The sequence below is a fragment of the Pseudomonas sp. MIS38 genome, from assembly GCF_019891575.1.
Taxonomy (GTDB): domain Bacteria; phylum Pseudomonadota; class Gammaproteobacteria; order Pseudomonadales; family Pseudomonadaceae; genus Aquipseudomonas; species Aquipseudomonas putida_A.
In genome coordinates, this window is the sequence record NZ_JAFLXF010000003.1 from 1 (window position 1) to 25,198 (window position 25,198).

Below are 25,198 nucleotides of genomic sequence, written 5' to 3' on the forward strand. Positions count from 1 at the left end.
GAATCTCAAGGAGTTTTCCGTTTCGACTGCGCCGGAAGTGGGGCGAATTATAGACCTCCTGAATCTGCCGTCAACCGTTAATTTCAGTTTTATTGCAAAACCTGCTTTTTAGCCAATAAACGCGGGATTCGACGGGCAACGGCAGGCACACGCAGCAGTAAAAGCACTGCACCTATAAAGGCATAGATCGCCCACTCCTTGAGATCAGCACGCACGATCCACAACATATGAAGCAATCCCAGCCCCAGAATCACGTAGACCAACCGATGCAGTTTCTTCCAGCGCACACCTAAACGACGCTGGCTGTAGCGATTAGAGGTTACTGCCAACGCCAACAACCCGAGAAAACCCAGTGTGCCGACAATAATGTATGGCCGCTTACGCAACTCCACGCCCAACTGCGACCAGTCGAAGCCGAGGATAAACGCCATATAGCTGAACAAATGCAGACCCACATAGGCAAAACACCAAAGTCCCAACTGACGGCGCACAGCAATCCAGCCCGCCCACCCCGTCAATTTCTGCAACGGCGTCATGCTCAAAGTGATCAGCAGCAATACCAGCGTCCCCAGCCCCAATCGATCAACCAGGACTTTGCCAGGATCCGGCCCGAGCAAATCGGCGAACGCCTGATAAAACCAAAGCAATGGCCAAATCGCCGCAGCGATAAAAACGCCTACACGCCAGAACGGATATCGCATCAGTAGTTCTTCCGCAGATCGAGCCCTGTATATAAAGAAGCGACTTCATCCGCGTAGCCGTTGAACATCTGTGTATCACGCACATTCGGCTTGAACAGACTGTTCGGCAGACGCCGTTCCCGCGCCTGAGTCCAGCGCGGATGATCGACCGTCGGATTCACGTTGGCATAAAACCCGTATTCATCAGCCGCGATGCTCTGCCAGGTAGTTTTCGGTTGCTCGCTGACCAGACTGATACGCACGATGGACTTCACACTCTTGAAGCCGTACTTCCACGGCACCACCAGACGCAGCGGCGCACCGTTCTGATTCGGCAACTCGCGGCCATACATGCCTACCGCCAGAATCGCCAAGGGATTCATCGCCTCATCCAGGCGCAAGCCTTCTACATAAGGCCAGTCGATCAGGGCAAAACCCGAGCGCTGCCCTGGCATGCTCTTGGGATCCTGCAGGGTTTCGAAGCGAATGTATTTGGCTTTAGAGGTCGGTTCGACCTGCTTGAGTAGTGCAGAAATCGGAAAGCCAATCCACGGGATGACCATCGACCACGCTTCAACACAGCGAAGGCGATAGATACGCTCCTCCAACTGGTACGGCTTCATGAGGTCTTCCAGCGCGTAACGCCCTGGCTTACCCACCTCCCCGTCGACGACAACGCTCCACGGCTCGGTTTTCAGCGAACCGGCATTGGCGGCCGGATCACCCTTGTCGGTGCCGAACTCATAGAAGTTGTTGTAATGGGTCGCGTCTTTATAAGGCGTGATCGCCTCGTCCTTGGCGTTGACGGCGCCCCACTTGGTAGAAGGAAGCTTCTCGGCAAACCAGGCAGGCGTCTTGCCCGGCTCGACATCGGCATAACGCGCCGCATCCCCGGCACTGGCCCAACGCGGCAGGCTGCTCACGGCGATACCGGCCGCGGTAGCTCCGAGCAATTGGCGACGAGAAAGATAAATGGATTCAGGCGTGACATCCGACTCATGGCAGTCGGACGCTTTGGGGATTTTGATCAGCATGGCAACTCCGCAGCTTTGGAGGACAGATGCACCCATAGACTGCGGAGTATGCGGGAAATTACATCACTCGGCGTTTTTGTGACGACGAAGACGCAACAGATATTGCACAGGGCCGGAAGCGGCGTAACCGAGGAACACCAGCAGTAGAATTCGCGGTGGATCGCTGAACACCACGGCGAACACCAGCACCACGGCGAGGATCGCCACGAACGGCACGCGCCCCTTCAAGTCCAGCTCCTTGAAGCTGTTGTACTTGATGTTGCTGACCATCAACATGCCGGCAGCCGCCACCATCAAGGCGACCAGGAACGACATCTTCGAACCCTGAATGCCGTAATCGCTGAACGCCCAGACGATGCCTGCGACCACGCCGGCAGCTGCCGGGCTGGCCAGGCCGATGAAGTATCGCTTGTCAGCCGTACCGACCTGGGTATTGAAACGCGCCAGACGCAATGCCGCGCCGGCTACATAGATGAAGGCGACCATCCAGCCGACCTTGCCCATGTCGCCCAATGCCCAGCCAAAGGCCAGCAGCGCCGGCGCTACACCGAACGCGACCATGTCCGACAACGAGTCATACTCGGCGCCGAAGGCACTTTGCGTATTGGTCATGCGCGCTACACGGCCATCAAGACCATCGAGCACCATGGCCACAAAAATCGCGATCGCGGCGAAGGCGAAATACTTGCTCGCATTCGCAGAGTCACCGGCGCTCAAGGCAGCCTGGGCACTCATCGAGTTGATGATGGAATAAAACCCTGCGAACAGGTTCGCAGTGGTGAACAGATTCGGCAGCAGATAGATACCACGATGCCGGACTTTACGACCTTCTGCGTCGTGCCCTTCCTCGACATGTTCATCGATGGGCAGCAGGCTTTCGGCGTCAGAAGCCTGGTTCGGCTCTTCGGGACGTTCGCTCATGGACATTACCTTGCAACGGTTTGGAAAGTTTCGACAGGTGCCTGTGACGACGGTTCGGCCACAAACGATGCAGCTTTATACCAGAACCATCGGTTTCAAACGAAAAAACGCGGCCGAGGCCGCGTTTTTCGTACAAGGATGACGACTTAGTTTTTGGCTTTGTCGACGATCTTGTTGGCACCGATCCACGGCATCATGGAGCGCAGTTGCTCGCCGATGATTTCGATACCGTGAGCGGCGTTGTTACGACGCTTGGCGGTCATCGAAGGGTAGCCGGTCGCGCCTTCGCTGATGAACATTTTGGCGTATTCGCCGTCCTGAATACGTTTCAGGGCGTTGCGCATGGCCTGACGGGATTCGGCGTTGATCACTTCCGGGCCGGTCACGTACTCGCCGTATTCAGCGTTGTTGGAGATCGAGTAGTTCATGTTGGCGATACCGCCTTCGTACATGAGGTCAACGATCAGCTTCAGTTCGTGCAGGCACTCGAAGTAGGCCATTTCCGGCGCGTAGCCAGCTTCAACCAGAGTTTCGAAACCGGCTTTCACCAGCTCAACGGTACCGCCGCACAGTACGGCTTGTTCGCCGAACAGGTCGGTTTCGGTCTCGTCCTTGAAGGTGGTTTCGATGATGCCGGTACGACCGCCACCCACGCCAGCTGCGTAGGACAGTGCAACGTTTTTGGCGTTGCCCGAAGCGTCCTGGTAGATCGCGATCAGGTCAGGGATACCGCCGCCCTTCACGAACTCGGAACGCACGGTGTGACCCGGCGCTTTCGGCGCGATCATGATCACGTCGAGGTCGGCACGCGGAACAACCTGGTTGTAGTGGATCGCGAAACCGTGGGAGAAGGCCAGGGTGGCGCCTTTCTTGATGTTCGGCTCGATTTCGTTCTTGTACAGCTGGGACTGGAATTCGTCCGGGGTCAGGATCATGACCAGGTCGGCGCCGGCAACAGCGGCGGCCACGTCGGTCACTTTCAGGCCGTGAGCTTCGGCTTTGGCAACGGTAGCCGAACCTTTACGCAGACCGACGGTTACGTCGACACCGGAATCTTTCAGGTTGCACGCTTGGGCGTGGCCCTGGGAACCGTAACCGATGATGGCAACTTTCTTGCCCTGGATGATCGACAGGTCGCAGTCTTTATCGTAGAAAACTTTCATGAATTTCCCCTATATATCCAGGCCGTTCAGGCCATTCGCTAATTTGGTTTAGATGCTGAGTACTTTGTCGCCGCGGGCAATGCCGGTCACGCCGCTACGGACGGTTTCCAGAATCGATGCGGTGCCGATGGACTGAATGAAGCTGTCGAGCTTGTCGCTGGTACCGGTCAGTTGAACGGTATACACGCTGGCGCTGACGTCGACGATCTGTCCACGGTAAATATCGGTGGTGCGTTTGATCTCGGCGCGCTGGGCGCCAGTGGCCTTGACCTTGACCAGCATCAGCTCGCGCTCGATGTGAGCGCTTTCCGACAGGTCCACCAGCTTGACCACTTCGATCAGCTTGTTCAGGTTTTTGGTGATCTGCTCGATGATTTCATCGTGGCCAACAGTGGTCAGCGTCAGACGCGACAGAGTCGGGTCTTCGGTTGGCGCCACCGTCAGGCTTTCAATGTTGTAGTTGCGCTGCGAGAACAGGCCGACTACGCGAGACAAAGCGCCGGGTTCGTTTTCCAGAAGCAGGGAAATAATGTGCCGCATGATTAAGTACGCTCCGTCTTGCTCAGCCACATATCGCGCATGGAGCCGTCTTTGATCTGCATCGGATAGACGTGCTCGCTGGTATCGACCGAAATATCGATCACCACCAGACGATCTTTCATGGCGAACGCCTCTTCCATCTTCGACTTCAAGTCTTTCGAATCGGTGATGCGCACGCCGACGTGACCGTAGGCCTCAGCCAGTTTGACGAAGTCAGGCAGCGACTCCATATAAGAGTGCGAGTGGCGGCTGCCATAGCTCATGTCCTGCCACTGACGAACCATCCCCAGAACACCGTTGTTCAGGATGACGATTTTCACCGGCAAGCCATATTGCAGGCAGGTCGACAGCTCCTGGATGTTCATCTGGATGCTGCCTTCACCGGTGACGCAGGCAACGTCGTCATCCGGGAAGCTCAACTTGATGCCCATGGCCGCCGGGAAACCGAAGCCCATGGTGCCCAGACCACCGGAGTTGATCCAGCGGTTCGGCTTGTTGAACGTGTAGTACTGCGCCGCGAACATCTGGTGCTGGCCCACGTCGGAAGTGATGAAGGCATCGCCTTTGGTCACTTCGCACAGGGTCTCGATCACGGTCTGTGGCTTGATCAGGCTGCCGTCGCCCTTTTCATATGGGAACAGGCCGCGATCACCGCGCCACTCATCGACTTGCTTCCACCAACTGGCAACGGACTCCTTGTTCGGGGTCTCGCCGATTTCCTTGAGGATCGCGACCATTTCGGTCAGGACGCTCTCCACCGGGCCAACGATTGGCACGTCGGCCTTGATGGTCTTGGAGATCGAAGCCGGGTCGATGTCGATGTGGATGATCTTGGCGTTCGGGCAGAACTTCGCCGCGCCGTTGATCACACGGTCATCGAAACGCGCGCCGACAGCCAGGATCACGTCGGCATGGTGCATCGCCAGGTTGGCGGTGTAGCTGCCGTGCATGCCGAGCATGCCGATGAACTGCCGGTCGGTGCCAGGGAAACCGCCCAGGCCCATCAAGGTGTTGGTCACTGGCAGGTTGAGCATTTTCGCCAGTTCAGTCAGCGGTGCGGAACCGTTGCCGAGGATCACGCCGCCACCGGAATAGAGCACTGGGCGTTTGGCTGCCAGGAGCATTTCTGCCGCCTTGCGGATTTGCCCGGAGTGACCGCGGACGGCCGGGCTGTAGGAACGCAGCTTGGCTTTTTTCGGGAAGATGTATTCGAACTTCTCGGCCGGGTTGGTCATGTCTTTCGGGATATCGACCACGACCGGGCCCGGACGACCGGACTGCGCCAGGTAGAAGGCCTTCTTCATGACTTCCGGGATTTCCGAGGCGTGCTTGATCATGAAGCTGTGCTTCACGATCGGCCGGGAGATACCGATCATGTCGGTTTCCTGGAACGCGTCGGTGCCGACCATGGTGCTTGGCACCTGACCGGAAATGATCACCATTGGAATCGAATCCATATAGGCGGTGGCGATACCGGTGATGGCGTTTGTGGCGCCAGGACCTGATGTCACCAATACCACGCCGGCTTTACCGGTGGCACGGGCGTAACCGTCAGCCATATGGGTGGCCGCTTGTTCGTGACGAACCAGGATGTGGGTCACTTCCGGTTCTTTGAACAGGGCATCGTAAACATGAAGAAGAGCACCACCCGGGTACCCGTAGATATATTTGACGCCTTCGTCACGCAAGAAGCGGACGAGCATCTCACCGCCAGATAAAAGCTCCACGTTGTTCACCTCTAAAACGCCAGAATACCGTCCACACAAAAGGGGCGGGTCTTAATAGGTTTACTTCTCGGCAGAGCATGAGCGACGGTGGTCGCCGACTACGTCAGCACTGACTGAGCAAGTATTGGGATCGTCCCAAGTGTTGCGGGCCTTTCCCACCCAGCGCGAGGTAACGCGTTGCGGGTGTAACAGGTCGACGCGGATATGCGCCTCATGATCTACCGAGTGGGTCTGCTTCTGGCAGTCCCTCTACAGCGGACTTTGGATTCTTCTGTTTCGCCCTCTCCAAGTCAAGCCGTCAATGTGCTTAATTGTGGGTAAGCACATGAGAACGCAAGAAAAAACCTGAAAACAGCTACTCTGTTAGCGTCAATTGCGCAATTTTGCCAAGGAATCAGCATGCGAACGCTTCTGTTAACTCTGCTGATCGGCCTCAGCCCCTGGTGCTCGGCCGCTCAAATCTACAAATGGGTAGATGCCCAGGGCGTCACGCACTTCGATGCGCAGCCACCGCAAGGGCTGCCGGCGACGACTGTGCAGACGCCCTCCTCGCCCCCAACGAAACCTGCCGCCATGCCTGGCAGTGGTGCGCTGGGCGATCAGAAAGCCATCGACGACAAGGTGAAGAAACAGGTGGCGGAGCAGCAGGCGCAGCTCAAGGCATTTTGCGAACAGGCACGGACGAACCTGGCGCAATTGCAGAACAATCCGCGGTTGAGGGAGGACGTGGAAGGACAATTACGGCGGCTGGATGATGCGCAGCGGCAGGAGCGCATTGTCGAAGCGCAGAAGCAGATTGCGCAGAACTGCGAATAAAAATCTGTAGGAGCTGCCGCAGGCAGCTCCTACAGGGGATCGGCTCTAGCGGGAAGCGGTAATCAGCAGGTCAAACTCTTTGAGCAGCACCTGCAGCTGTCGATCCTTGCCCTGCAGATTGCGCTGGGCGAAGACCATTTCAGCCATTTCCTGAATGCCCGAGGCATTGGGCAACGGCAGATCCTGCTCAAGGATCATTTTCATCCGTGGCAGGAAGATCCATTGCAGCCATTGCTCGAAATCCAGCGTGTCGACCGAAAACGGTTCGACACTGCTCAGGGCTTCGGCCGATGGCTGAACGTCATCCCACCAACCCTGCGCGCGCAGTTCGCGCTCGATCAGCAGCAACTGATCGGCGATTTTCGGGAAACGGGAATCCATCACAGCGAAACCTTGGCCTTCTGACGAGCCAGCGCTGCGCCGGCGGAATCGCCTTGTTTCTCACGGGACTGCGCGATGATCTCCCACAGGTTGGCCTGCAAGTCCGGACGACCGTTGGCCATGGTCAGTGCACGACGGGCGAACTGCTCGGCCTGTGGCGCATCACCTTGAGCCATGCGTACTTGCGCCAGACGATAGAGCACTTGCGGTTCACGCGGGGCAACGCGTTGAGCGCGCTCCAGACTGGAAGACGCACCGTTGAGGTCGCCACCGGCCTGCTGCTGTTGCGCAGTGGTCAGCAAGGCGAGCACCGGGCCATCGAGCTGTTCGTCCGCCGACAGACCACCGCCACTGCTGGCCGAAGGAATCCCGCTTGGCGTCGAAGGCATGCTGTAGCTGCCGGAGTTGATCGGTGCCGATTCGACCGGCGACGGGTTGTACGGCCCTGCGGTGATTCCGCCGGAAGCCGGGCCCGGAACGATCGGCGAGGAGCTGATCGGTGCCGATGTTGTGGCGCCGCCACCCGGCACCATCACCACCACGCCGGTATCGCCTTGCGGGATGGCCTGGGATTGCGCCTGGCCCTGGACTGGGCGTTTGACCGTCGTCTTGCGGAAACCGCCGTTGGCCGACAGCCGTTCGCTGTTGGATACGGCTGTGCCGGAGTCCACCACCGGGATCGAACCACGCTGCACGGTAGAGCAGCCGCTGAGCAAAGCCACGGCAGTCACCGCTGGAATCAACCACTTGTTCACTTGAAACCCTCTTTGCTTAATTCATCCAGCCCTTGACCCAATCCATCACCGACTCCGGCGAGGCAGGCGTTTCGCTTGCACACGCGGCGCCGGGTGGCGGTTCGCTGCCGCGAATATACGGCATCTGCACCGCCCCCGGACAGTTGGCATCGGAGCCTTGCCCGGTACGCGAATCGACCCACGCCTGCACAATGTTGTCCGGCTGCGGCATGTCTAGCGGCAGCGGATCGGCTTTGCGCATGAAACTGGTCCAGACCTGCAATGCACCGGTCGCCCCGGTGAACGGGGTCTTGCCGTTGTCGTCGCGACCCAGCCAGACCACCGCCAGCAGATCCTGACTGAAACCGGCGAACCAGCTGTCACGCGAATCGTTACTGGTACCGGTCTTGCCGGCCAGCGTCAGGGTCTTTGGCAGCACGTTATAAACCGAGCTGCCGGTACCTTCACGCATCACACGCTGCATGGCGTTCTGGATCAGGTAGATGGACGCCGGATCGAAACGCTGCTCGATCTGGAACGGATAACGCTTGAGTGGTTCGCCATCGGCGGTCAGCACACTGCGAATCCCGCGCATCGGCGTATTGAAACCACCGTTGGCGAGGGTCTGATACATGGTCGCCACTTCGATCGGGGTCATGCCGCCAGCCCCGAGCAGCATCGACGGGAACGCCGGGAATTCCCGGGTCACGCCCAGACGCGCAAGGGTCTTGAGCACATTCGGCACACCGACTTCCAGACCCAGGCGCGAGGTCGACAGGTTGTACGAATGCGCCAGCCCTTGATAGAGGAAGACTGTGCCGTGGGAGCGACGGTCGTAGTTCTGTGGCTTCCACACCTGGCCGTCCGCGCCTTTGATCGACAGCGGATCATCCGACAGCCAACTGGTCAGCGTGTAACGGCTCGGTTTTTCCAGTGCGGTCAGATACACCGCTGGCTTGACCAGGGAACCGATCGGCCGCACGGCGTCCAGCGCCCGGTTGAAACCGGCGTAACTGGCCTGACGACTGCCGATCATCGCCTGCACTTCGCCGGTTTCCGGGTTGGTCACGACCATCGCCGCTTCCACGTCATCGGAGCCCTTGCGTCCAGCCAGGCGTTTAAAGGTGTCATTCACCGACGCTTCGGCCTTCATCTGCAGAATCGGGTCGAAACTGGTGAAGATCCGCAAGCCTTCTTCGGTCAAGTCCTCGTCGCGATAGTCTTCGCGCAACTGGCGTTTGACCAGATCGATAAAGCCCGGGAACGAGCTGTCGGCAAGCTTGCCGCGCGTGGTCACGCCCAAGGGCATTTTCTTCGCCGCTTCAACCTGTTCGGCAGTCGCCACGCCTTGCTGCTCAAGCACGTCGAGCACCAGGTTACGCCGCTCCAGCGCGCGCTCGGGGTTGCGGCGCGGGTTGTAGTAGGACGGGCCCTTGACCATGCCGACCAGCAGCGCGACCTGATGCAGCTTCAGCTCGGACAGTGGCTGACCAAAGAAGAACTGGCTGGCCAGACCGAAACCGTGCACGGCACGCTGACCGTCCTGCCCGACGAAGACTTCGTTGAGGTAGGCCTCAAGAATTTCCTTCTTGTCGTAGTGCAGCTCCAGCAGCATCGCCATCATGGCTTCGGTGAGCTTGCGGCTCAGGCTGCGCTCGTTGGTGAGGTAGAAGTTCTTCACCAGTTGCTGGGTCAGCGTACTGCCACCCTGGGTCATCTTGCCGCCAGAGGTGTTGACCCAGATGGCCCGGGCAATCGACTTCGGCGACACGCCCCAGTGACTGTAATAGTCGCGATCTTCCACTGCTACCAGGGTTTCCAGCAGGTACGGTGGCAACTGATCGAGCTTGATCAGGATGCGGTCTTCGAGGTTTTTCGGGTAGATGCCGCCGATCATCAGCGGCTCAAGCCGCACCACGGACAATTTTCCGCCATTGAGCCCGGAGAGCTCGGCCACATAGTCGCCGGAGAAGCGCACGCGCACCGGCTGGGCTTTTTCCAGGCCTTCATAGAACTGGAAGCCACGAGTGTTCAGATCAACGGTATTGCCGTTGACGGCAGCAGCACCGGGGCCATTGCTCACGGCTTCGCGGCGATAGCCCAAGGCATCGAGCTCGGTGAGGAAATCGTCCTTGCTGAGCTTTTGTCCGACGAACAGCTCAAGCGGACGCGCGTATACCTTGGCCGGGATGGTCCAGCGCTTGCCGGAGAACTTCTCCTGCACCACGGCATCGAGGTAAACGGCGAAGCCGGCCAGCACCACAAGGCCGACCAGACTGAGTTTAATGGCCCAGCTCAACCATGGGCTGAGGCCCTTGGAGACTGGTTTTTTCTTGGTACGGGGGGATCGAGTTCGAGTCATGGCGGCGGATTATACGCACTTTATTCATACTCAACAGGAGCGCTCCGAGGTTTGCGTCAGGCTGGCGAGCGGCCATAATGGCGACCTCGAATTTCCCAGTCTCTGAAGGATCGCCCGTGAGCCAGTCCCTGATCGCTGCCCTGCAAAACCCGGCCCTCTACCCGCACCCCGTCGAAGGGTTCCAGGTCATCGAAACCCATATCTCGTGGGTGATCCTCACCGGCCCGTTTGCTTATAAAGTGAAGAAGCCAGTGAATTTCGGCTTCCTTGACTTCACCGGCCTCGAATCCCGCGCACATTTCTGTGCTGAAGAGCTGCGCCTGAACCAGCGTCTGACCGACGATTTGTATCTGGACGTGTTGCCAGTGACCGGCAGCGTTGATGCGCCACAACTGGGTGGCGACGGCCCGGTGATCGAATATGTGCTGAAGATGCGTCAATTCCCGCAGACCGGCCTGCTCAGCACCCTGCAAGCCAACGGTGAGTTGACCACCCAGCACATTGATGAAATGGCCGAGCAGATCGCCAAATTCCACCTCAGTGCGCCAAAAGTCCCGGCCGAACACGAGGCCGGGACCCCGGACAGCGTGATGGCCCCGGTGCGCCAGAACTTCGAGCAGATCCTGCCGTTCCTCAGCGACAAAAACGATCTGCTGCAACTCGAGGCCCTGCAAGCCTGGGCTGAGAGCAGCTTCGATCGTCTCAAGGCACTGTTCAGCCAGCGCAAGGCCGAGGGTTTCACTCGCGAATGCCACGGTGACATCCACCTGGGCAACGCCACTGTCATCAATGGCAAAGTGGTGATCTTCGACTGCATCGAGTTCAACGAACCGTTCCGCTTCACCGACGTCTGGGCCGACACCGGTTTCCTGGCGATGGACCTGGAAGACCGTGGCCTGAAATCCCTGGCCCGCCGCTTCATCAGCCAATACCTGGAGCTGACCGGCGATTATCAAGGCCTGGAAGTGCTGAACTTCTATAAAGCCTACCGCGCACTGGTTCGTGCCAAAGTCGCGCTGTTCAGCATGCCGGCGGATGCCACCCCAGTGCAGCGCGCAACCACCCTGCGCCAGTACCGCAACTACGCCAACCTGGCGGAAAGCTACAGCACCATTCCATCGCGCTTCATGGCCATCACCCACGGCGTATCGGCTGTCGGCAAGAGCCACGTGGCGATGCGTCTGGTCGAAGCGCTGGGCGCGATTCGCCTGCGTTCCGATGTCGAGCGCAAGCGCCTGTTCGGCGAGCAGACCGTAGCCAACGACGTGCAGGCCGGGATTTACAGCGCCGACGCCAGCGTTGCCACCTATGCCCGCCTGCATGAGATTGCCGGAGTGATCCTGCACGCCGGTTTCCCGGTGGTGATCGATGCGACCTACCTCAAGCGCGAGCAACGCGACAACGCCGCTCAAGTGGCCGAAGCCACCGGCACGCCGTTCCTGATCCTCGACTGCAACGCACCGCAAGCCGTGATCGAGAGCTGGCTGGCGATTCGTCAGGCTGACAAGAAAGATCCTTCCGACGCCACGCTGGCGGTAATAGAGGCCCAGCAGGCCAGCCGCGAAGCGCTGACGCCAGAAGAAATTCTGCGCAGCAAACGCGTACAAACCAATGAAAGCGGGACCCTCGACACCGTAGTTGCACAGATCCGCCAGCGCCTGCCAGGCCTGTAAGAAACTATTTCGGCCGTGAAGCCCTCGCTTGCTTCACGGCCGTCAAATAGTGGCACTATACTGGCGTCATAAAACCAACAGGTGATGTGACATGAGCCAGCCGAAACTTCTCGACACCCCGCTTTTTGCCTTGCTGCACAAAGACGACATCACAGGCTTCAACAAGGAACGCCCGAACGACGGCCCGATCGACATGGTCGGTGGCGACTTTCGTGGTCTCGACTTGCGTGAACTGAACGCCGATGGCGTGGATTTCCGGGACGCCTACTTCCGTTCTGCCGATTTGCGTGGCATCGACTTCCGTAATGCATCACTCGAAGGCGCGAGCCTGGCCCATGCGCAGATTTCCGGCGCGTACTTCCCGCCGGAACTGAGTGCGGACGAGATCCTGATGTCGATGAATTTCGGCACCCGCCTGCGCTATCGCACACGCTGAGCACCATCGGCAGCCCCTGACACAACACCCTCCCCTTGTAGGAGTGAGCCTGCTCGCGATAGCCGACTGACATTCAAAATGGATGTCGGCTGTTACGCCGCTATCGCGAGCAGGCTCACTCCTACAGTTGTATGCGACACACTCCTTACTATTGCATTCGCCAGATCTCATCGCCTTTCTTAGAAGCGTTTGCGTCGAATCCGACCAAACAACCACGCTTTTCCTACTGATGGCTACACTCCTGAGAAGATCGCCCACGCACCATTCGGCCGTCGCAAGGAGGCTTGATGAATGATGAACTGCAACACCTGAAGAATCTTGGCAAGACGTCGGCGCAGTGGCTGCATGCCGTGGGCATCCACAGCGCCTCGGACTTGCGTCGCCTGGGGGCGGTGGACGCCTATCGGGCCGTGCGTACCCGCGGGTTTCGCGCATCAAAGGTGTTGTTGTACGCGATCGAAGGGGCACTGATGGATGTGCACTGGAACGACATCCCGGCCGAACGCAAAGACGCCTTGAACAAGCAGCTCGAAGCCATTTCCTCGCGCCACAAGAACTGAACAGGCACTGACGGCCATGTATCTGCTCGGAGAACAATCGGCACCGGTCGATGCACTGATCAATCGTTTGCAGAGCTTGCCCGCGCGCTGGCTGGAAGGCCTTGCGCCGTGCGGGCCAGCCTTTGAGCCAGAAATCTCTGACGACCTGATGGAGCAGCTCCCACACAATCAGCTGTTTCTGCTGACAGAAGGCGTGATCCACGGCTATATCGGCGGTCGTGCGCTGTTTTACTCGCAGGAAGGCGATCTGATCGGTCTACAGCAAGGTGACGCCTGGGCCGATTGCCGACTGCGCAGCGACGGGCCATTGCGCTTGCTGCCCTATCGGCGAACCGATTTGTTCCAGCATTTGTACGCCGAGCCGGGCCGGGCCGAGCAATGGCTTGAGTATCTGCTGGGGCAGATGGCGCTGCTGGCACACGCGGTGGCCGAACTGAAGCCACGGGAGTTTCGCAGCACCAATGGCTTCAAACGGGTCGAAAGCGGTGAGGTGTTGATCCGGCAGGGCGATGCCGCTGATCACGTCTTCGTGATCATCGAGGGGCATGCCGAAGCGTTTGTTGATGGGCACAAGGTCGGCGAAGTGCCCAAGGACGAGATTTTCGGCGCCATGGCGGTGTTCACCGGTGAACCGCGCAATGCCACTGTCATCGCTCGCGAGCCAAGCACGGTGATGCTGATTCCAGGCGAACAGTTTCTGAGCATGACCCGTAACAATCCGAAGATTGCCCACAGCCTGATTGAGAGCATGGCCAGGCGCATCGGCCAGCTTAATCAGCAGATCACGCAACTGAGTGCGATCAAGGCTGCGCGTTAAGCCCCCTGTTTCCGGGACATTCCGGCCATTTGCACGACTAAATCAAGCAAACGGAAAAACAGTGGTTGACTCGCTAATGAGAATCGCTATGATTATCACAACTGGTCGCGAGATCAGTCGATATTCTGAAAAGCCCTTGGTTCGGACTCTCAGATTATCTCCTCATCAGGCTAATCACGGTTATTTGACCCGGTTTTTACCGGGTCTTTTTTTGCCTGTGGAAAAGTCACTGGCCGAACTGTTTGCGCATCTGTGCGCAGTAATCCTGCGCGGGCGTGGCCGGGGTGTACCAGACGTAATCGGCCATCGCCGCAGTCACCTCGGCGCCCTGCTCGGCCAGCATCAGCACTGTTGGCGCCCAGGCTGCGCCCAAATCCAGCACATGCAGCGGCACGCCAACATCCTTGCGCGCATGCTAGGTACCCGCCAACAGTAACGCTGGCGTCGGCGCAGCCATCAAGCGTTCGGCCATACGCCGATCCCGCTGTTGTTGAACAGCAAGCATCGCCGGCATCTGTGATTTGGGCAGCAAGCCGCAATGTGAGTCGCTGATCTGTTCGAGCAGCGTGGCTTTCACCAATGCCGCATTGCTGCGAACACCGCTCAGGGTGGGCGACTGGCGATAGACAGCGCGGATTTCGCCGTCATCCAGATTGGCCGCCAACAGCGGATAGGGTTGCGTGAGGGCGAACCGAACGATCGGTCCATAAAGATTCCAGTCCCAGCCATCCTGCCAGGCCAGTGCGGCGGCAAGATCGCTGGGCGGCGTTGCCGCATGACGAACCTGATCAACCTTCGGCTGTTGATCCTGCGTGAGCATCTCCAAAAGCAGGCTGCCTTGGGGCCGCTGCTCACCCAGCGCCTGCAACAGCCATAACTGCACAGCGTGATGATCGGCGTTGTCATGTTGCTCGCCAATGATCAGCTGTTGCGGCTTGGCCAGACGCGCCAGCAGTTCCTGCGCCGTCAACACCTGGCCGCTGTGCAGATCGCGTATCTCACCGCTGACCGGTGGTGGCGCAGCAACATGCTGACACCCAGCAAGCATCAACACCGCTAACAACCAGATCCCGCGCATACCATCACCTCGATGAGAAATCAGCGGGCGATGATCAGCGGATGCCCACGCTCCGGGTGCAGCTGCACCAATACTTCGAGACCGAACACGGCCTTGAGCGTATCCGGTCGCAAGACCTGCTGCGGCGTATCCAGCGCCACCGGGCGCCCGCCTTCGAGCAGCAACACCCGATCACAATAGCGCGCCGCCAGATTCAGATCATGCAGGATGACCAGCACCGCCGCGCCACGATCGGCAAACTCGCGCACCGCCTGCAACGTGGTGTGTTGATGCAAGGGATCGAGCATCGAGGTCGGCTCATCCAGCAACAGGGTTTGTCCGGCCTGCCCTGGCCATAACTGCGCCAGCACCCGCGCCAGATGCACGCGCTGGCGCTCGCCACCCGACAACGCCAGATAACTGCGCCCGCTCAGATGCCCGGCATCCGCAGCGGCCAGCGCTGCCGCAACGATCTCGTCGTCGTCGCGCGCCCGACCGCTCTGATAAGGCAGACGGCCCATGCCGACCACTTCTTCCACGCGAAAGGCAAAATCCAGCGTCGACACCTGCGGCAACACCGCCAGGCGCTGGGCACGTTGCGTACCTGTCCAGTGACTCAGCACCTTGTCGTCGAGCAACACCTCACCTTCACTGGCCGCCAGCTCACCGCACAGGGCACCGAGCAAGGTGCTTTTGCCGGCACCGTTCGGTCCGAGCACACCCAACACCTCACCGCGTTCAAGCTGCAGGGTGACGTCGCTGAGGACGGTCTTGCGTCCGCGACGGATGTGCAGATTGTGCGCACGCAGCATCAGGCACGACCTCGCAGCAACAGGTAGAGGAAGAACGGCGCGCCGATAAACGCCGTGACGATACCGATCGGCAACTCCGCCGGCGCCAGCGCCAGCCGCGCCACCAGATCCGCCAGCAACAACAGGCTCGCACCCGCCAGTACCGACGCTGGCAGCAACACCCGGTGATCGGGCCCGGCCAATAAACGCACCAGATGGGGCACCACCAGCCCGACGAAACCGATCATCCCGGCTGCCGCTACCGCCGCGCCAACACCCAACGCCGTGCAGAACACCAATTCACGTTTGAGCCGTTCGACATCAATCCCCAGATGCCCCGCCTCGGATTCACCGAGCAACAACGCATTCAGCGCCTTGGCACGCCGCGGCAACCAAAGCGCGACGCCAGTGCTGATAATCAGCAACGGCCACAAACGCGCGTAACTGGCGCCATTGAGGCTGCCCAGATTCCAGAAAGTCAGCGTACGCAAAGTCGCGTCATCCGCCAGATAGGTGAACAGCCCCACCGCCGAGCTTGCCAATGCCGTCAGGGCGATCCCGGCCAGCAGCATGGTCGCGACGTTAGTCTGGCCGTTGCGCCGACCGAGCCGATAGACCAGCGCCGTCACCCCCAGTCCACCGAGAAACGCGCACGCCGACAACAGGTACGGCCCGAACCACTCCGGCAAACCGCCAAAAAATGACCCGCCGACAATCGCCACCGCCGCACCCAGCGCTGCCCCACTGGAAACCCCGACCAACCCGGGATCGGCCAGCGGATTGCGAAACAAGCCCTGCATCGCCACACCGGACAACGCCAGCACACCGCCGACAGCCAATCCAAGCAAGGTGCGCGGCAGACGGATTTGCCCGAGAATCAGCTCAGCCTGCTCCAGCCCATCCGGCGCCAGCGGCACGCCGAGCATGCGCAGAGCCGCGCGTAACGTATCGAACAGCGGCAGACTCACCGGCCCCAACGCCAACGACAGCCAGATGGCCAGCAAACACAGAAGCGCCAGGCCGATAAACAGGCTTCGTGGTTTGACCAATACGGTCATTGGCCGCTCGCGGTCGGGTAGAAGCCGTCAGACAAATCCTTCAGTGCCGCCGGTAAACGCGGCCCGAGCCCGCCGACCAGCAGCGTCGGATCCAGCTCCAGCACCCGCCCGGCCTTGGCCGCACGACTTGAATTGAGAATGGGGTTTTCCTTGAACAGTGCGGCTTTCGCCGCCTCGCCGCTCAACGCGCGATCAGCAAACACCAGCACCTCAGGATCGAGCCCGGCCAGCGACTCCACGGAGAACGGTTTGTAACCGGTATGCGTCGCCAGGTTATGTCCGCCGGCCCGTTGCAGCAGCCAGTCGGCGGCAGTGTCCTTGCCGGCAATCAATGGCTTGCCGCCGGCATGTCCGATCAGCACCAGCACACCGGGCGCTTTATGTTTGGTCTGCAACTCGGCGACTCGGGCTTTCTGCGCGGTTAGCTGCTGTTGATAACTTTCCAGCAACTGCGCCGCCTGGGCTTGCGCGCCGAGCAACTGCCCCAGATGCGTGACGTTTTTTTCCAGGGTCGGCAGATCCGGCTGTGCCGAGAACAGTTCGACCCGCACCTTCGCGCTCTTCACCTGGGCGATGACCGGCGGCGGGCCCATTTCCTCGCTGCCGATGAGGATGTCCGGGCGCAGACTGAGAATGCCTTCTGCCGAGAGACTGCGTTGATAGCCGATGCTGGGCAGCTTCTTCAGCGATTGCGGATGCTGGCTGGTGGTGTCGACGCCGACCAGTTTAGATTCGCCGCCCAACGCACTCACCCACTCTGATAGCGCACCACCGGCACTGACCCAACGTTGTGGCAAATCGGCAGCTGTCGCCTGAAGGCTGGCGAGCAGTCCGACACACAGCACAACAACGCGGGTAATCAGGCGCATACGCAGCTTTCCTTGAAAAGTTTTCCCGGGCAGCGAACCAGCGGGCCAAGTATCCTTGACGGCGGTTGCGCGCAGTGGGCGAAGGCGGCCATTTGATAATTGTTTGCATTTAAACGTCAAGCTCGGACATTTCCTGAAACGAGCCGACACTTGAGGATAGCCATGAAGTTTTTGTGCGCCGGCGCCGATCTCGCTGAGGCCGGCAGCCGTGGGTTCGACATCGACGGCAACAAACTGTTTGCCGTACGCCGCAATGGTCAGGCCTATGTTTATCTCAACCGTTGCCCGCATCGCGGCGTCGGTCTGGAATGGCACCCCGACCAGTTTCTCGACCCGAGCAACAGCCTTATCCAGTGCGCCACCCACGGCGCACTGTTTCTGATCGAGGACGGTGAATGCGTCGCCGGGCCCTGCGCCGGGCGATCCCTGACCGCCATCCCCTGCCGCGAAGATGCCCAAGGGTTGTGGATAGATGTTTAACCGTTGAGCAAAACGTCCAGCCGCCGGTCGATCACCATCTCTTCGTGGTTCAAACGCACGCCGTAGGCCAACACCTCGACCCCGCACGCCACCGCTTCACGCAGGGCATTGGCGTAGGCCGAATCGATTTCTTCGGCCGGCCGCACCGCTTCAATCCCGCTGAGATTGACGCAATACAACTGCACCGCACGAATACCGTCACGGGCCAGATGCGCCAGCTCGCGCAGATGCTTGGCGCCGCGCTGGGTAACTGCGTCGGGAAACGCCGCGACATTCGTCCCGTCAAAACCCAAAGTGACACTTTTCACTTCCACATAGGCCGGCCCGCTCGGGTATTCAAGGCGGAAATCGATACGGCTTTTTTCCTGACCGTATGCCACTTCGCGTTTAAGCGCCGTGAAGCCGTTCAACTCGCTGATGACACCGGCCTGCAGCGCCTCTTCAACGAGGGCGTTGGCGCGGCCGGTGTTCACGCAGAACAGTCGACCCTGCGGCGTTTCCCCGATTTCCCAAGTGCCGGGCAGTTTGCGCTTCGGGTCGTTTGAGCGACTGAACCAAACCTGCCCGCCCTCGACCTGGCAGTTGAGCATCGAGCCGGTGTTCGGGCAGTGCAGGGTCAACAACTCGCCATTGACCGTTTCAACGTCCGCCAGAAAACGTTTGTAGCGACGAATCAGCCGCGCCTCTTCCAGAGCCGGATAAAAGCGCATCAGCCTTGCCAGCTCTTCAAGCCGCGAGCGATACGTTCCACCGCTTCCTGTAAGCGAGGGAGGTTTTGCGTGTAAGCAAAACGCACATGGTGACTGGCCTGATAACGCCCGAAGTCCAGCCCTGGAGTAAAGGCAACATGCTCGGTTTCTAGGAAATGTCGACAGAACGCGAAGGCATCACCGCCGAACTGACTGATATCTGCATACAAGTAGAACGCACCTTCAGGCTCAACGGCGATATTGAAACCCAATTCGCGCAACGCCGGCAGCAGGAAGTCGCGGCGGCGGCCAAATTCGGCGCGGCGCTCTTCGAGGATGCTGATGGTGTCCGGTTCGAAACAGGCCAGTGCGGCGTACTGCGCCATGCTCGGGGCGCTGATGTAGAGGTTCTGTGCGAGTTTTTCCAGCTCACTGACGGCCGCATCCGGCGCCACCAGCCAGCCGAGCCGCCAACCGGTCATGCCGAAATATTTGGAGAAACTATTGAGGACAAAGGCACTGTCATCCACTTCCAGCACGCTGGCGGCATCGGTGCCATAAGTCAGGCCGTGGTAGATTTCGTCCACCACCAGATGCCCGTGCCGCGCCTTGATCGCGGTGGATAACCCGGCCAGTTCATCGCGGGTCAGGATGGTACCGGTGGGGTTGGCTGGCGATGCCACCAACGCACCAACGCTGTCGTGATCCCAATGCCGCGCCACCAGATCCGGGGTCAGTTGGTAACGCACCTCCGGCCCGACCGGCACCAATTGCGCCGCGCCTTCGACCAGTCGCAGAAAGTGCCGGTTGCACGGGTAGCCCGGATCCGCCAGCAGCCAGTGTTTGCCCGGATCGACCAGCAAGGCACTGGCCAGCAATAGCGCACCGGAGCCACCCGGCGTGATCAGGATCCGCCGCGGATCAATGTTCAGGCCGTAACGCGATTGATAGAACCCGGAAATCGCCTCGCGCAGCTCGGGAATTCCGCGCGCGGCGGTGTAGCGGGTCTTGCCCGCCGTCAGCGCAGCCTGCCCGGCACGGATGATCGGCTCGGCCGTGGTGAAGTCCGGCTCGCCGATTTCCAGGTGGATCACGTCGTGACCTTCGGCCTGCAGTTCGTTGGCCCGCGCCAGCAGCGCCATTACATGGAACGGTTCGATCGCACGACTGCGCGCACTGTAAGGCTGAGCCATTGGTTTTCCTTCGACGGGGAAAAAGAGACGATTCTACCCATCTGCCGGAACGAGCGAGAACCCGTCGCGGTCACAGCCTCAAGAACGCTGGACTGTAACGATATGCGCGTACGCTCCAGGATTGACTAAAATCAGTGATTGAACAGGCTTTCATCAGCGCCAGACACGGCTTGCCAAACATCTGCAAGCGCCACCTGCCGGGGCCTCGACATCCGGGAGTAGCGCGGGCCGAATTGATCTGGTAAGTTCGCCCGCTTGCAGCCGCAGGGCCGGCAGGTGTCGGTGATGGAGCAATCCTGCGCAATGGATTACAAGAGTAGAGGCGGTCCATTTCATGCCCACCCAAGCAAAGCAACAGCAGCAAGCGACGATCAGCGGCTTCGAACCTTACGTTCCGAAGGCCGGCGAAGAGTACATGGGCGCTCCCATGCGCGCGCACTTCACCAAGATCCTGAACAAGTGGAAACAGGACTTGATGCAGGAAGTCGACCGTACTGTTGATCACATGAAAGACGAAGCGGCCAACTTCCCTGACCCGGCCGACCGTGCCAGCCAGGAAGAAGAATTCGCCCTCGAGCTGCGCGCCCGCGACCGCGAGCGCAAGTTGATCAAGAAGATCGACAAGACCCTCGAACTGATCCAGGACGAAGAGTACGGCTGGTGTGAATCCTGCGGCATCGAGATCGGCGTCAAGCGCCTCGAAGCCCGTCCTACCGCCGATCTGTGCATCGACTGCAAGACCCTGGCGGAAATCAAGGAAAAGCAGGTCGGCAAGTAATCTCGACCTGAACGAAAAACGGAGCGTGCGAACGCTCCGTTTTTGTTTCTGCCTTTTGCCTTTGCCCTTTTGCCTTGCTTTTGTGGGAGGGGGCTTGCTCCCGAATGCGGCCGGCCATTCAACATCCAGGTTGTCTGAACTGACGCTTTCGCGAGCAAGCCCGCTCCCACAGGGGTAATGTTTCTACCTTTTGCCCTGTTTGCGCTTTTGGTGGGAGGGGGCTTGCTCCCGAATTCGGTGTGTCATTCAACATCAAAGATGTCTGAGCCGACGCTTTCGCGAGCAAGCCCGCTCCCACAGGGGTAATCTGCGCGAATCCTGAAAAGTTATATTGTCCACATGACTGCCAAAACCGCCCCCGCCTACATCGGCCGCTTCGCCCCCACCCCCAGTGGCCACCTGCACTTCGGCTCGCTGGTTGCCGCCCTCGCCTCTTACCTCGACGCGCGCGCGGTCGGCGGGCGCTGGCTGGTGCGCATGGAAGATCTCGATCCGCCCCGGGAAGAGCCCGGCGCGCAGGCGGCGATTCTCAAGGCGCTGGAAAGCTACGGTTTCGAATGGGACGGCGAGATGGTGCGCCAGAGTGACCGGCACGCTGCCTACGCCGAAGTCCTCAACAGTCTGTTCAATCACGGCCTGGCCTACGCCTGCACCTGTTCGCGCAAGCAGCTGGAGCCGTATCACGGCATTTACCCGGGCTTGTGCCGCAATGCCGGCCATGAGCAGCAAGACGCGGCGATCCGCCTGCGCGTGCCGGAACTGGAATACCACTTCATCGACCGCGTGCAGGGCGAGTTCCGCCAGCATCTGGGGCGCGACGTCGGCGATTTCGTGATTCGCCGCCGCGACGGCCTCTACGCCTATCAACTGGCCGTGGTGCTGGATGACGCCTGGCAAGGCATCACCGACATCGTACGCGGTGCCGACCTGCTCGATTCCACGCCGCGCCAGCTCTACCTGCAAGAACTGTTGGGCCTGCGTCAGCCGCGCTATCTGCACTTGCCATTGATCACGCAGCCGGACGGCAACAAACTCGGCAAATCCTACCGTTCGCCGCCGCTTGAGGCGGATCAGGCCACTCCTTTGCTGCTGCGGGCCCTGCGAGCGCTGGGACAAAACCCCGGTGCCGAACTGGCCCATGCCACACCCGAGGAATTGCTCAAATGGGGCGCAGCCCACTGGGATGCGACAAAGATCCCGCGCACACTGACCCTGCCCGAAGCGCAACTGCAATGACGACACTTGCAGTGGCGCGCCCATCCGTTACCATCGCCGCACGTTTTCGGGCACGCGCATAAAAAAGAGAGGCCGGGATGTACATCTATCGCTTGGTCCTGCTTCTGGTCGTGGGAATCTATCTGTTTTCACCAGCCATCATGGATTGGTGGATCGACGCCACGGGCGCCTGGTATCGGCCGTATCTGCTCTGGTTGATCCTGATTGTCGTGACCTTCATCCTGCAGAGCCAAAAAGATGCCGATGAGCTTTAGCCTGACCCAGATGATCCTGGTCAGCGCCGCGTACCTGACGGTGCTGTTCGGCGTCGCCTGGATCAGCGAACGGGGCATGATCCCACGAGCGATCATTCGCCACCCGCTGACCTACACCCTGTCGCTGGGGGTCTATGCCAGTGCCTGGGCGTTTTACGGCACCGTGGGCCTGGCCTATCAGTACGGCTACGGCTTTCTCTCCAGTTACCTCGGGGTGTCCGGCGCGTTTCTGCTGGCGCCGGTGCTGCTGTATCCGATCCTGAAAATCACCCGCACCTATCAACTGTCGTCGCTGGCGGATCTGTTCGCCTTCCGCTTCCGCAGTACCTGGGCCGGCGCACTGACCACGATCTTCATGCTGATCGGCGTACTGCCGCTGCTGGCGTTGCAGATTCAGGCGGTGGCCGACTCCATCGGCATCCTCACCGGCGAGCCGATCCAGAGCCGCGTCGCGCTGGCGTTCTGTGCGCTGATCATTCTGTTCACGATCTTCTTCGGCTCCCGGCATATCGCCACCCGCGAGAAACACGAAGGGCTGGTGTTCGCGATTGCCTTCGAATCGGTGATCAAACTGATAGCCCTCGGCGGCGTCGGCCTCTATGCGCTGTACGGCGTGTTCGACGGCCCGCAACAGCTTGAACTGTGGCTGCTGCAAAACCAGACCGCCCTCGCCGCGTTGCACACGCCGCTGCAGGAAGGGCCGTGGCGCACGCTGTTGCTGGTGTTTTTCGCCTCGGCGATCGTGATGCCGCACATGTACCACATGACCTTCACCGAAAACCTCAACCCGCGCTCGCTGGTCAGTGCCAGTTGGGGCCTGCCGCTGTTCCTGTTGCTGATGAGTCTGGCGGTGCCGTTGATTCTCTGGGCCGGCCTGAAGCTCGGCGCCACCACCGATCCGGAATACTTCACCCTCGGCATCGGCATTGCCGCCAACAGCAAACCGCTGGCCTTGCTGGCGTACGTCGGCGGATTGTCAGCGGCCAGTGGCTTGATCATTGTCACCACCCTGGCACTGTCGGGCATGGCGCTGAACCATCTGGTGCTGCCGCTCTATCAGCCGCCGGCCGAAGGCAATATCTATCGCTGGCTGAAGTGGACCCGCCGGGCGCTGATCGTTGCGATCATCATGGCCGGTTTCTGCTTTTACCTGATGCTCGGCGCCGGACAGGACCTGGCCAACCTCGGCATCGTCGCCTTCGTTGCAACCTTGCAATTCCTGCCCGGCGTGCTCTCGGTGCTGTACTGGCCGACCGCCAACCGTCGCGGCTTTATCGCCGGCTTGCTGGCGGGGATTCTGGTGTGGGTGGTGACCATGCTGTTGCCACTGGTCGGCAACCTGCAGGGTTTCTACATTCCACTGCTGAACATGATCTACGTGCTGGACGACACCAGTTGGCACATGGCGGCCATTGCCTCGCTGGCGGCCAACGTGCTGATGTTCACGCTGATCTCTCTGTTCACCAACGCCAGCCCTGAAGAAGCCAGCGCCGCCGAAGCCTGCGCGGTGGATAACGTGCGCCGTCCGCAACGTCGTGAACTGCACGCCGCCTCGCCCCAGGAGTTCGCCACGCAACTGGCCAAACCGCTAGGCGCCAAGGCGGCGCAGAAAGAAGTCGAGCAGGCCCTGCGCGACCTCTATCTGCCGTTCGACGAACGCCGTCCTTATGCCTTGCGCCGCTTGCGCGACCGCATCGAAGCCAACCTCTCCGGCCTGATGGGCCCGAGCGTGGCGCAGGACATGGTCGAAACCTTCCTGCCGTACAAGGCTGGCGGCGAGAACTACGTAACCGAAGACATCCACTTCATTGAAAGCCGCCTCGAGGACTACCACTCGCGCCTCACCGGGCTGGCCGCCGAGCTCGACGCCTTGCGCCGCTACCACCGCCAGACCCTGCAGGAACTGCCAATGGGCGTCTGCTCGCTGGCCAAGGATCAAGAGATCCTGATGTGGAACAAGGCCATGGAAGAACTCACCGGCATCGCCGCGCAACGGGTGGTGGGTTCGCGCCTGAGCACCATCGCCAATCCGTGGAAGCAACTGCTGCAAGGCTTCATCAACCTGCCCGACGAACACTTGCACAAACAGCACCTGGCCCTCGACGGCCAGACCCGCTGGCTCAATCTGCACAAAGCAGCGATCGATGAACCGTTGGCCCCGGGCAACAGCGGCCTGGTGCTGCTAGTGGAAGACCTGACCGAAACCCAAATGCTTGAAGACAAACTGGTGCACTCCGAGCGTCTGGCGAGCATCGGCCGACTGGCGGCGGGTGTGGCCCATGAAATCGGCAACCCGATCACCGGTATCGCCTGTCTGGCGCAGAACCTGCGCGAAGAGCGTGAAGAAGATGGCGAACTGACGGAAATCAGCGGGCAGATTCTCGAACAGACCAAGCGCGTGTCGCGCATTGTGCAGTCGCTAATGAGCTTCGCCCACGCCGGCAGCCACCAGCACAGCGACGAACCCGTCTGTCTGGCCGAAGTCGCGCAGGATGCAATTGGCCTGCTGGCGCTGAACCGGCGCAACTTCGAAGTGCAGTTCTACAACCTGTGCGACCCCGATCACTGGGTCGAAGGCGATCCGCAGCGCCTCGCCCAGGTGCTGATCAATCTGCTCTCCAATGCCCGCGACGCCTCGCCGCCGCACAGTGCCGTACGGGTCAAGAGTGAAGCCGGCGAACACACGGTCGATCTGATCGTCGAAGACGAAGGCAGTGGTATTCCGCAGAACATCATGGACCGATTGTTCGAACCTTTCTTCACCACCAAGGATCCGGGTGAAGGTACCGGTCTGGGCCTTGCACTGGTCTATTCCATCGTTGAAGAGCATTATGGACAAATCACCATCGACAGCCCGGCTGATGTACAAAGCCAGCGCGGCACCCGTATCCGGGTGACCTTACCGCGTCATGTCGAAGCGACGTCCGCTGTGAACTGAGACCGTCGAGA

24 protein-coding genes and 1 pseudogene are annotated in these 25,198 nt (G+C 60.0%); 10 read left to right on the forward strand and 15 right to left on the reverse strand.

Annotated elements, in window-relative coordinates:
- Positions 1–89 precede the first annotated feature (89 nt).
- The 6 genes from msrQ to J1G18_RS05350 form a co-directional block, all read right to left on the reverse strand.
- On the reverse strand, positions 90–701 hold the full coding sequence (gene msrQ / locus J1G18_RS05325) for a protein-methionine-sulfoxide reductase heme-binding subunit MsrQ (protein WP_134787334.1): 612 nt from the start codon (positions 699–701) through the stop codon (positions 90–92).
- Positions 701–1,714 carry a protein-methionine-sulfoxide reductase catalytic subunit MsrP gene (gene msrP, locus J1G18_RS05330; protein WP_135296568.1) on the reverse strand — a complete coding sequence of 338 codons (1,014 nt, stop codon included), beginning with the start codon at positions 1,712–1,714 and terminating at the stop codon, positions 701–703. The genes msrQ and msrP overlap by 1 nt, the downstream gene beginning before the upstream one ends.
- A 63-nt stretch (positions 1,715–1,777) precedes the next feature.
- Positions 1,778–2,635 (reverse strand): CDP-diacylglycerol--serine O-phosphatidyltransferase, encoded by an 858-nt coding sequence (gene pssA, locus J1G18_RS05335; protein WP_027614080.1) that lies wholly within the window; start codon positions 2,633–2,635, stop codon positions 1,778–1,780.
- Positions 2,636–2,781: 146 nt separating this feature from the next.
- A complete protein-coding gene (gene ilvC, locus J1G18_RS05340) occupies positions 2,782–3,798 on the reverse strand; it encodes a ketol-acid reductoisomerase (RefSeq protein ID WP_007959661.1) in 1,017 nt (338 codons plus the stop codon).
- Between the two features lie 48 nt (positions 3,799–3,846).
- A complete protein-coding gene (gene ilvN / locus J1G18_RS05345) occupies positions 3,847–4,338 on the reverse strand; it encodes an acetolactate synthase small subunit (RefSeq protein ID WP_003205610.1) in 492 nt (163 codons plus the stop codon).
- Positions 4,339–4,340: 2 nt separating this feature from the next.
- Positions 4,341–6,065, reverse strand: coding sequence for an acetolactate synthase 3 large subunit (locus J1G18_RS05350; RefSeq protein WP_027614081.1), 1,725 nt, complete (start codon positions 6,063–6,065; stop codon positions 4,341–4,343).
- Between the two features lie 399 nt (positions 6,066–6,464).
- Between J1G18_RS05350 and J1G18_RS05355 the strand changes: the two genes are divergently transcribed.
- Positions 6,465–6,881 carry a DUF4124 domain-containing protein gene (locus tag J1G18_RS05355; RefSeq protein ID WP_223007196.1) on the forward strand — a complete coding sequence of 139 codons (417 nt, stop codon included), beginning with the start codon at positions 6,465–6,467 and terminating at the stop codon, positions 6,879–6,881.
- 45 nt (positions 6,882–6,926) lie between these two features.
- On the opposite strand, the gene J1G18_RS05360 is transcribed toward J1G18_RS05355, so the two are convergent.
- The 3 genes from J1G18_RS05360 to mrcB are packed head-to-tail and all read right to left on the reverse strand — an operon-like array spanning position 6,927 to position 10,358.
- The gene (locus J1G18_RS05360) at positions 6,927–7,262 is read right to left on the reverse strand and encodes a YqcC family protein (protein WP_097089181.1); all 336 of its coding nucleotides are present in this window, start codon (positions 7,260–7,262) and stop codon (positions 6,927–6,929) included.
- Complete coding sequence (locus J1G18_RS05365; protein ID WP_098965620.1) at positions 7,262–8,017, reverse strand: hypothetical protein; 756 nt, start codon at positions 8,015–8,017, stop codon at positions 7,262–7,264. The genes J1G18_RS05360 and J1G18_RS05365 overlap by 1 nt, the downstream gene beginning before the upstream one ends.
- Before the next feature lie 16 nt (positions 8,018–8,033).
- Positions 8,034–10,358, reverse strand: a complete 2,325-nt coding sequence (gene mrcB / locus J1G18_RS05370; protein ID WP_223007197.1) for a penicillin-binding protein 1B — start codon at positions 10,356–10,358, stop codon at positions 8,034–8,036.
- Between the two features lie 116 nt (positions 10,359–10,474).
- Between mrcB and J1G18_RS05375 the strand changes: the two genes are divergently transcribed.
- The 4 genes from J1G18_RS05375 (at position 10,475) to J1G18_RS05390 (ending at position 13,844) form a co-directional block, all read left to right on the forward strand.
- A complete protein-coding gene (locus J1G18_RS05375) occupies positions 10,475–12,031 on the forward strand; it encodes an AAA family ATPase (protein WP_223007198.1) in 1,557 nt (518 codons plus the stop codon).
- Positions 12,032–12,122: 91 nt separating this feature from the next.
- Entirely contained in the window at positions 12,123–12,467 is a 345-nt protein-coding gene (locus J1G18_RS05380) for a pentapeptide repeat-containing protein (protein WP_139054376.1), read from the forward strand.
- Positions 12,468–12,754: 287 nt separating this feature from the next.
- On the forward strand, positions 12,755–13,027 hold the full coding sequence (locus tag J1G18_RS05385) for a TfoX/Sxy family protein (protein WP_003228231.1): 273 nt from the start codon (positions 12,755–12,757) through the stop codon (positions 13,025–13,027).
- A gap of 16 nt (positions 13,028–13,043) precedes the next feature.
- Positions 13,044–13,844, forward strand: a complete 801-nt coding sequence (locus J1G18_RS05390) for a Crp/Fnr family transcriptional regulator (protein WP_223007199.1) — start codon at positions 13,044–13,046, stop codon at positions 13,842–13,844.
- 226 nt (positions 13,845–14,070) lie between these two features.
- Here J1G18_RS05390 and J1G18_RS05395 read toward each other — a convergent pair.
- The 4 genes and pseudogenes from J1G18_RS05395 to J1G18_RS05410 all read right to left on the reverse strand — a co-directional run bounded on the left by J1G18_RS05395 (position 14,071) and on the right by J1G18_RS05410 (position 17,619).
- A pseudogene (locus J1G18_RS05395) lies at positions 14,071–14,922 on the reverse strand (ChaN family lipoprotein).
- A 20-nt stretch (positions 14,923–14,942) separates the two neighbouring features.
- Positions 14,943–15,713 (reverse strand): heme ABC transporter ATP-binding protein, encoded by a 771-nt coding sequence (locus J1G18_RS05400; protein ID WP_223007200.1) that lies wholly within the window; start codon positions 15,711–15,713, stop codon positions 14,943–14,945.
- On the reverse strand, positions 15,713–16,696 hold the full coding sequence (locus tag J1G18_RS05405; protein ID WP_209318241.1) for a FecCD family ABC transporter permease: 984 nt from the start codon (positions 16,694–16,696) through the stop codon (positions 15,713–15,715). Before J1G18_RS05405 ends, J1G18_RS05400 begins: the two co-directional genes overlap by 1 nt.
- A gap of 50 nt (positions 16,697–16,746) precedes the next feature.
- Complete coding sequence (locus J1G18_RS05410) at positions 16,747–17,619, reverse strand: hemin ABC transporter substrate-binding protein (protein ID WP_223007201.1); 873 nt, start codon at positions 17,617–17,619, stop codon at positions 16,747–16,749.
- 162 nt (positions 17,620–17,781) lie between these two features.
- Between J1G18_RS05410 and J1G18_RS05415 the strand changes: the two genes are divergently transcribed.
- The gene (locus J1G18_RS05415; RefSeq protein WP_223007202.1) at positions 17,782–18,099 is read left to right on the forward strand and encodes a Rieske (2Fe-2S) protein; all 318 of its coding nucleotides are present in this window, start codon (positions 17,782–17,784) and stop codon (positions 18,097–18,099) included.
- Here J1G18_RS05415 and sfsA read toward each other — a convergent pair.
- The gene (gene sfsA, locus J1G18_RS05420; RefSeq protein ID WP_223007203.1) at positions 18,096–18,809 is read right to left on the reverse strand and encodes a DNA/RNA nuclease SfsA; all 714 of its coding nucleotides are present in this window, start codon (positions 18,807–18,809) and stop codon (positions 18,096–18,098) included. The genes J1G18_RS05415 and sfsA overlap by 4 nt on opposite strands.
- Positions 18,809–19,981 (reverse strand): pyridoxal phosphate-dependent aminotransferase, encoded by a 1,173-nt coding sequence (locus tag J1G18_RS05425; protein ID WP_135296576.1) that lies wholly within the window; start codon positions 19,979–19,981, stop codon positions 18,809–18,811. The genes sfsA and J1G18_RS05425 overlap by 1 nt, the downstream gene beginning before the upstream one ends.
- Positions 19,982–20,315: 334 nt before the next feature.
- Here J1G18_RS05425 and dksA point away from each other — a divergent pair, with 334 nt between their 5' ends.
- From dksA to J1G18_RS05445, 4 genes are all read left to right on the forward strand, one after another.
- Positions 20,316–20,759 (forward strand): RNA polymerase-binding protein DksA, encoded by a 444-nt coding sequence (gene dksA / locus J1G18_RS05430; protein ID WP_003228250.1) that lies wholly within the window; start codon positions 20,316–20,318, stop codon positions 20,757–20,759.
- Positions 20,760–21,098: 339 nt separating this feature from the next.
- A complete protein-coding gene (gluQRS, locus tag J1G18_RS05435) occupies positions 21,099–21,995 on the forward strand; it encodes a tRNA glutamyl-Q(34) synthetase GluQRS (protein ID WP_223007204.1) in 897 nt (298 codons plus the stop codon).
- Positions 21,996–22,072: 77 nt separating this feature from the next.
- Complete coding sequence (locus tag J1G18_RS05440; protein WP_003176118.1) at positions 22,073–22,249, forward strand: hypothetical protein; 177 nt, start codon at positions 22,073–22,075, stop codon at positions 22,247–22,249.
- Positions 22,233–25,187 (forward strand): sensor histidine kinase, encoded by a 2,955-nt coding sequence (locus J1G18_RS05445; protein WP_027614096.1) that lies wholly within the window; start codon positions 22,233–22,235, stop codon positions 25,185–25,187. Before J1G18_RS05440 ends, J1G18_RS05445 begins: the two co-directional genes overlap by 17 nt.
- Positions 25,188–25,198 lie beyond the last annotated feature (11 nt).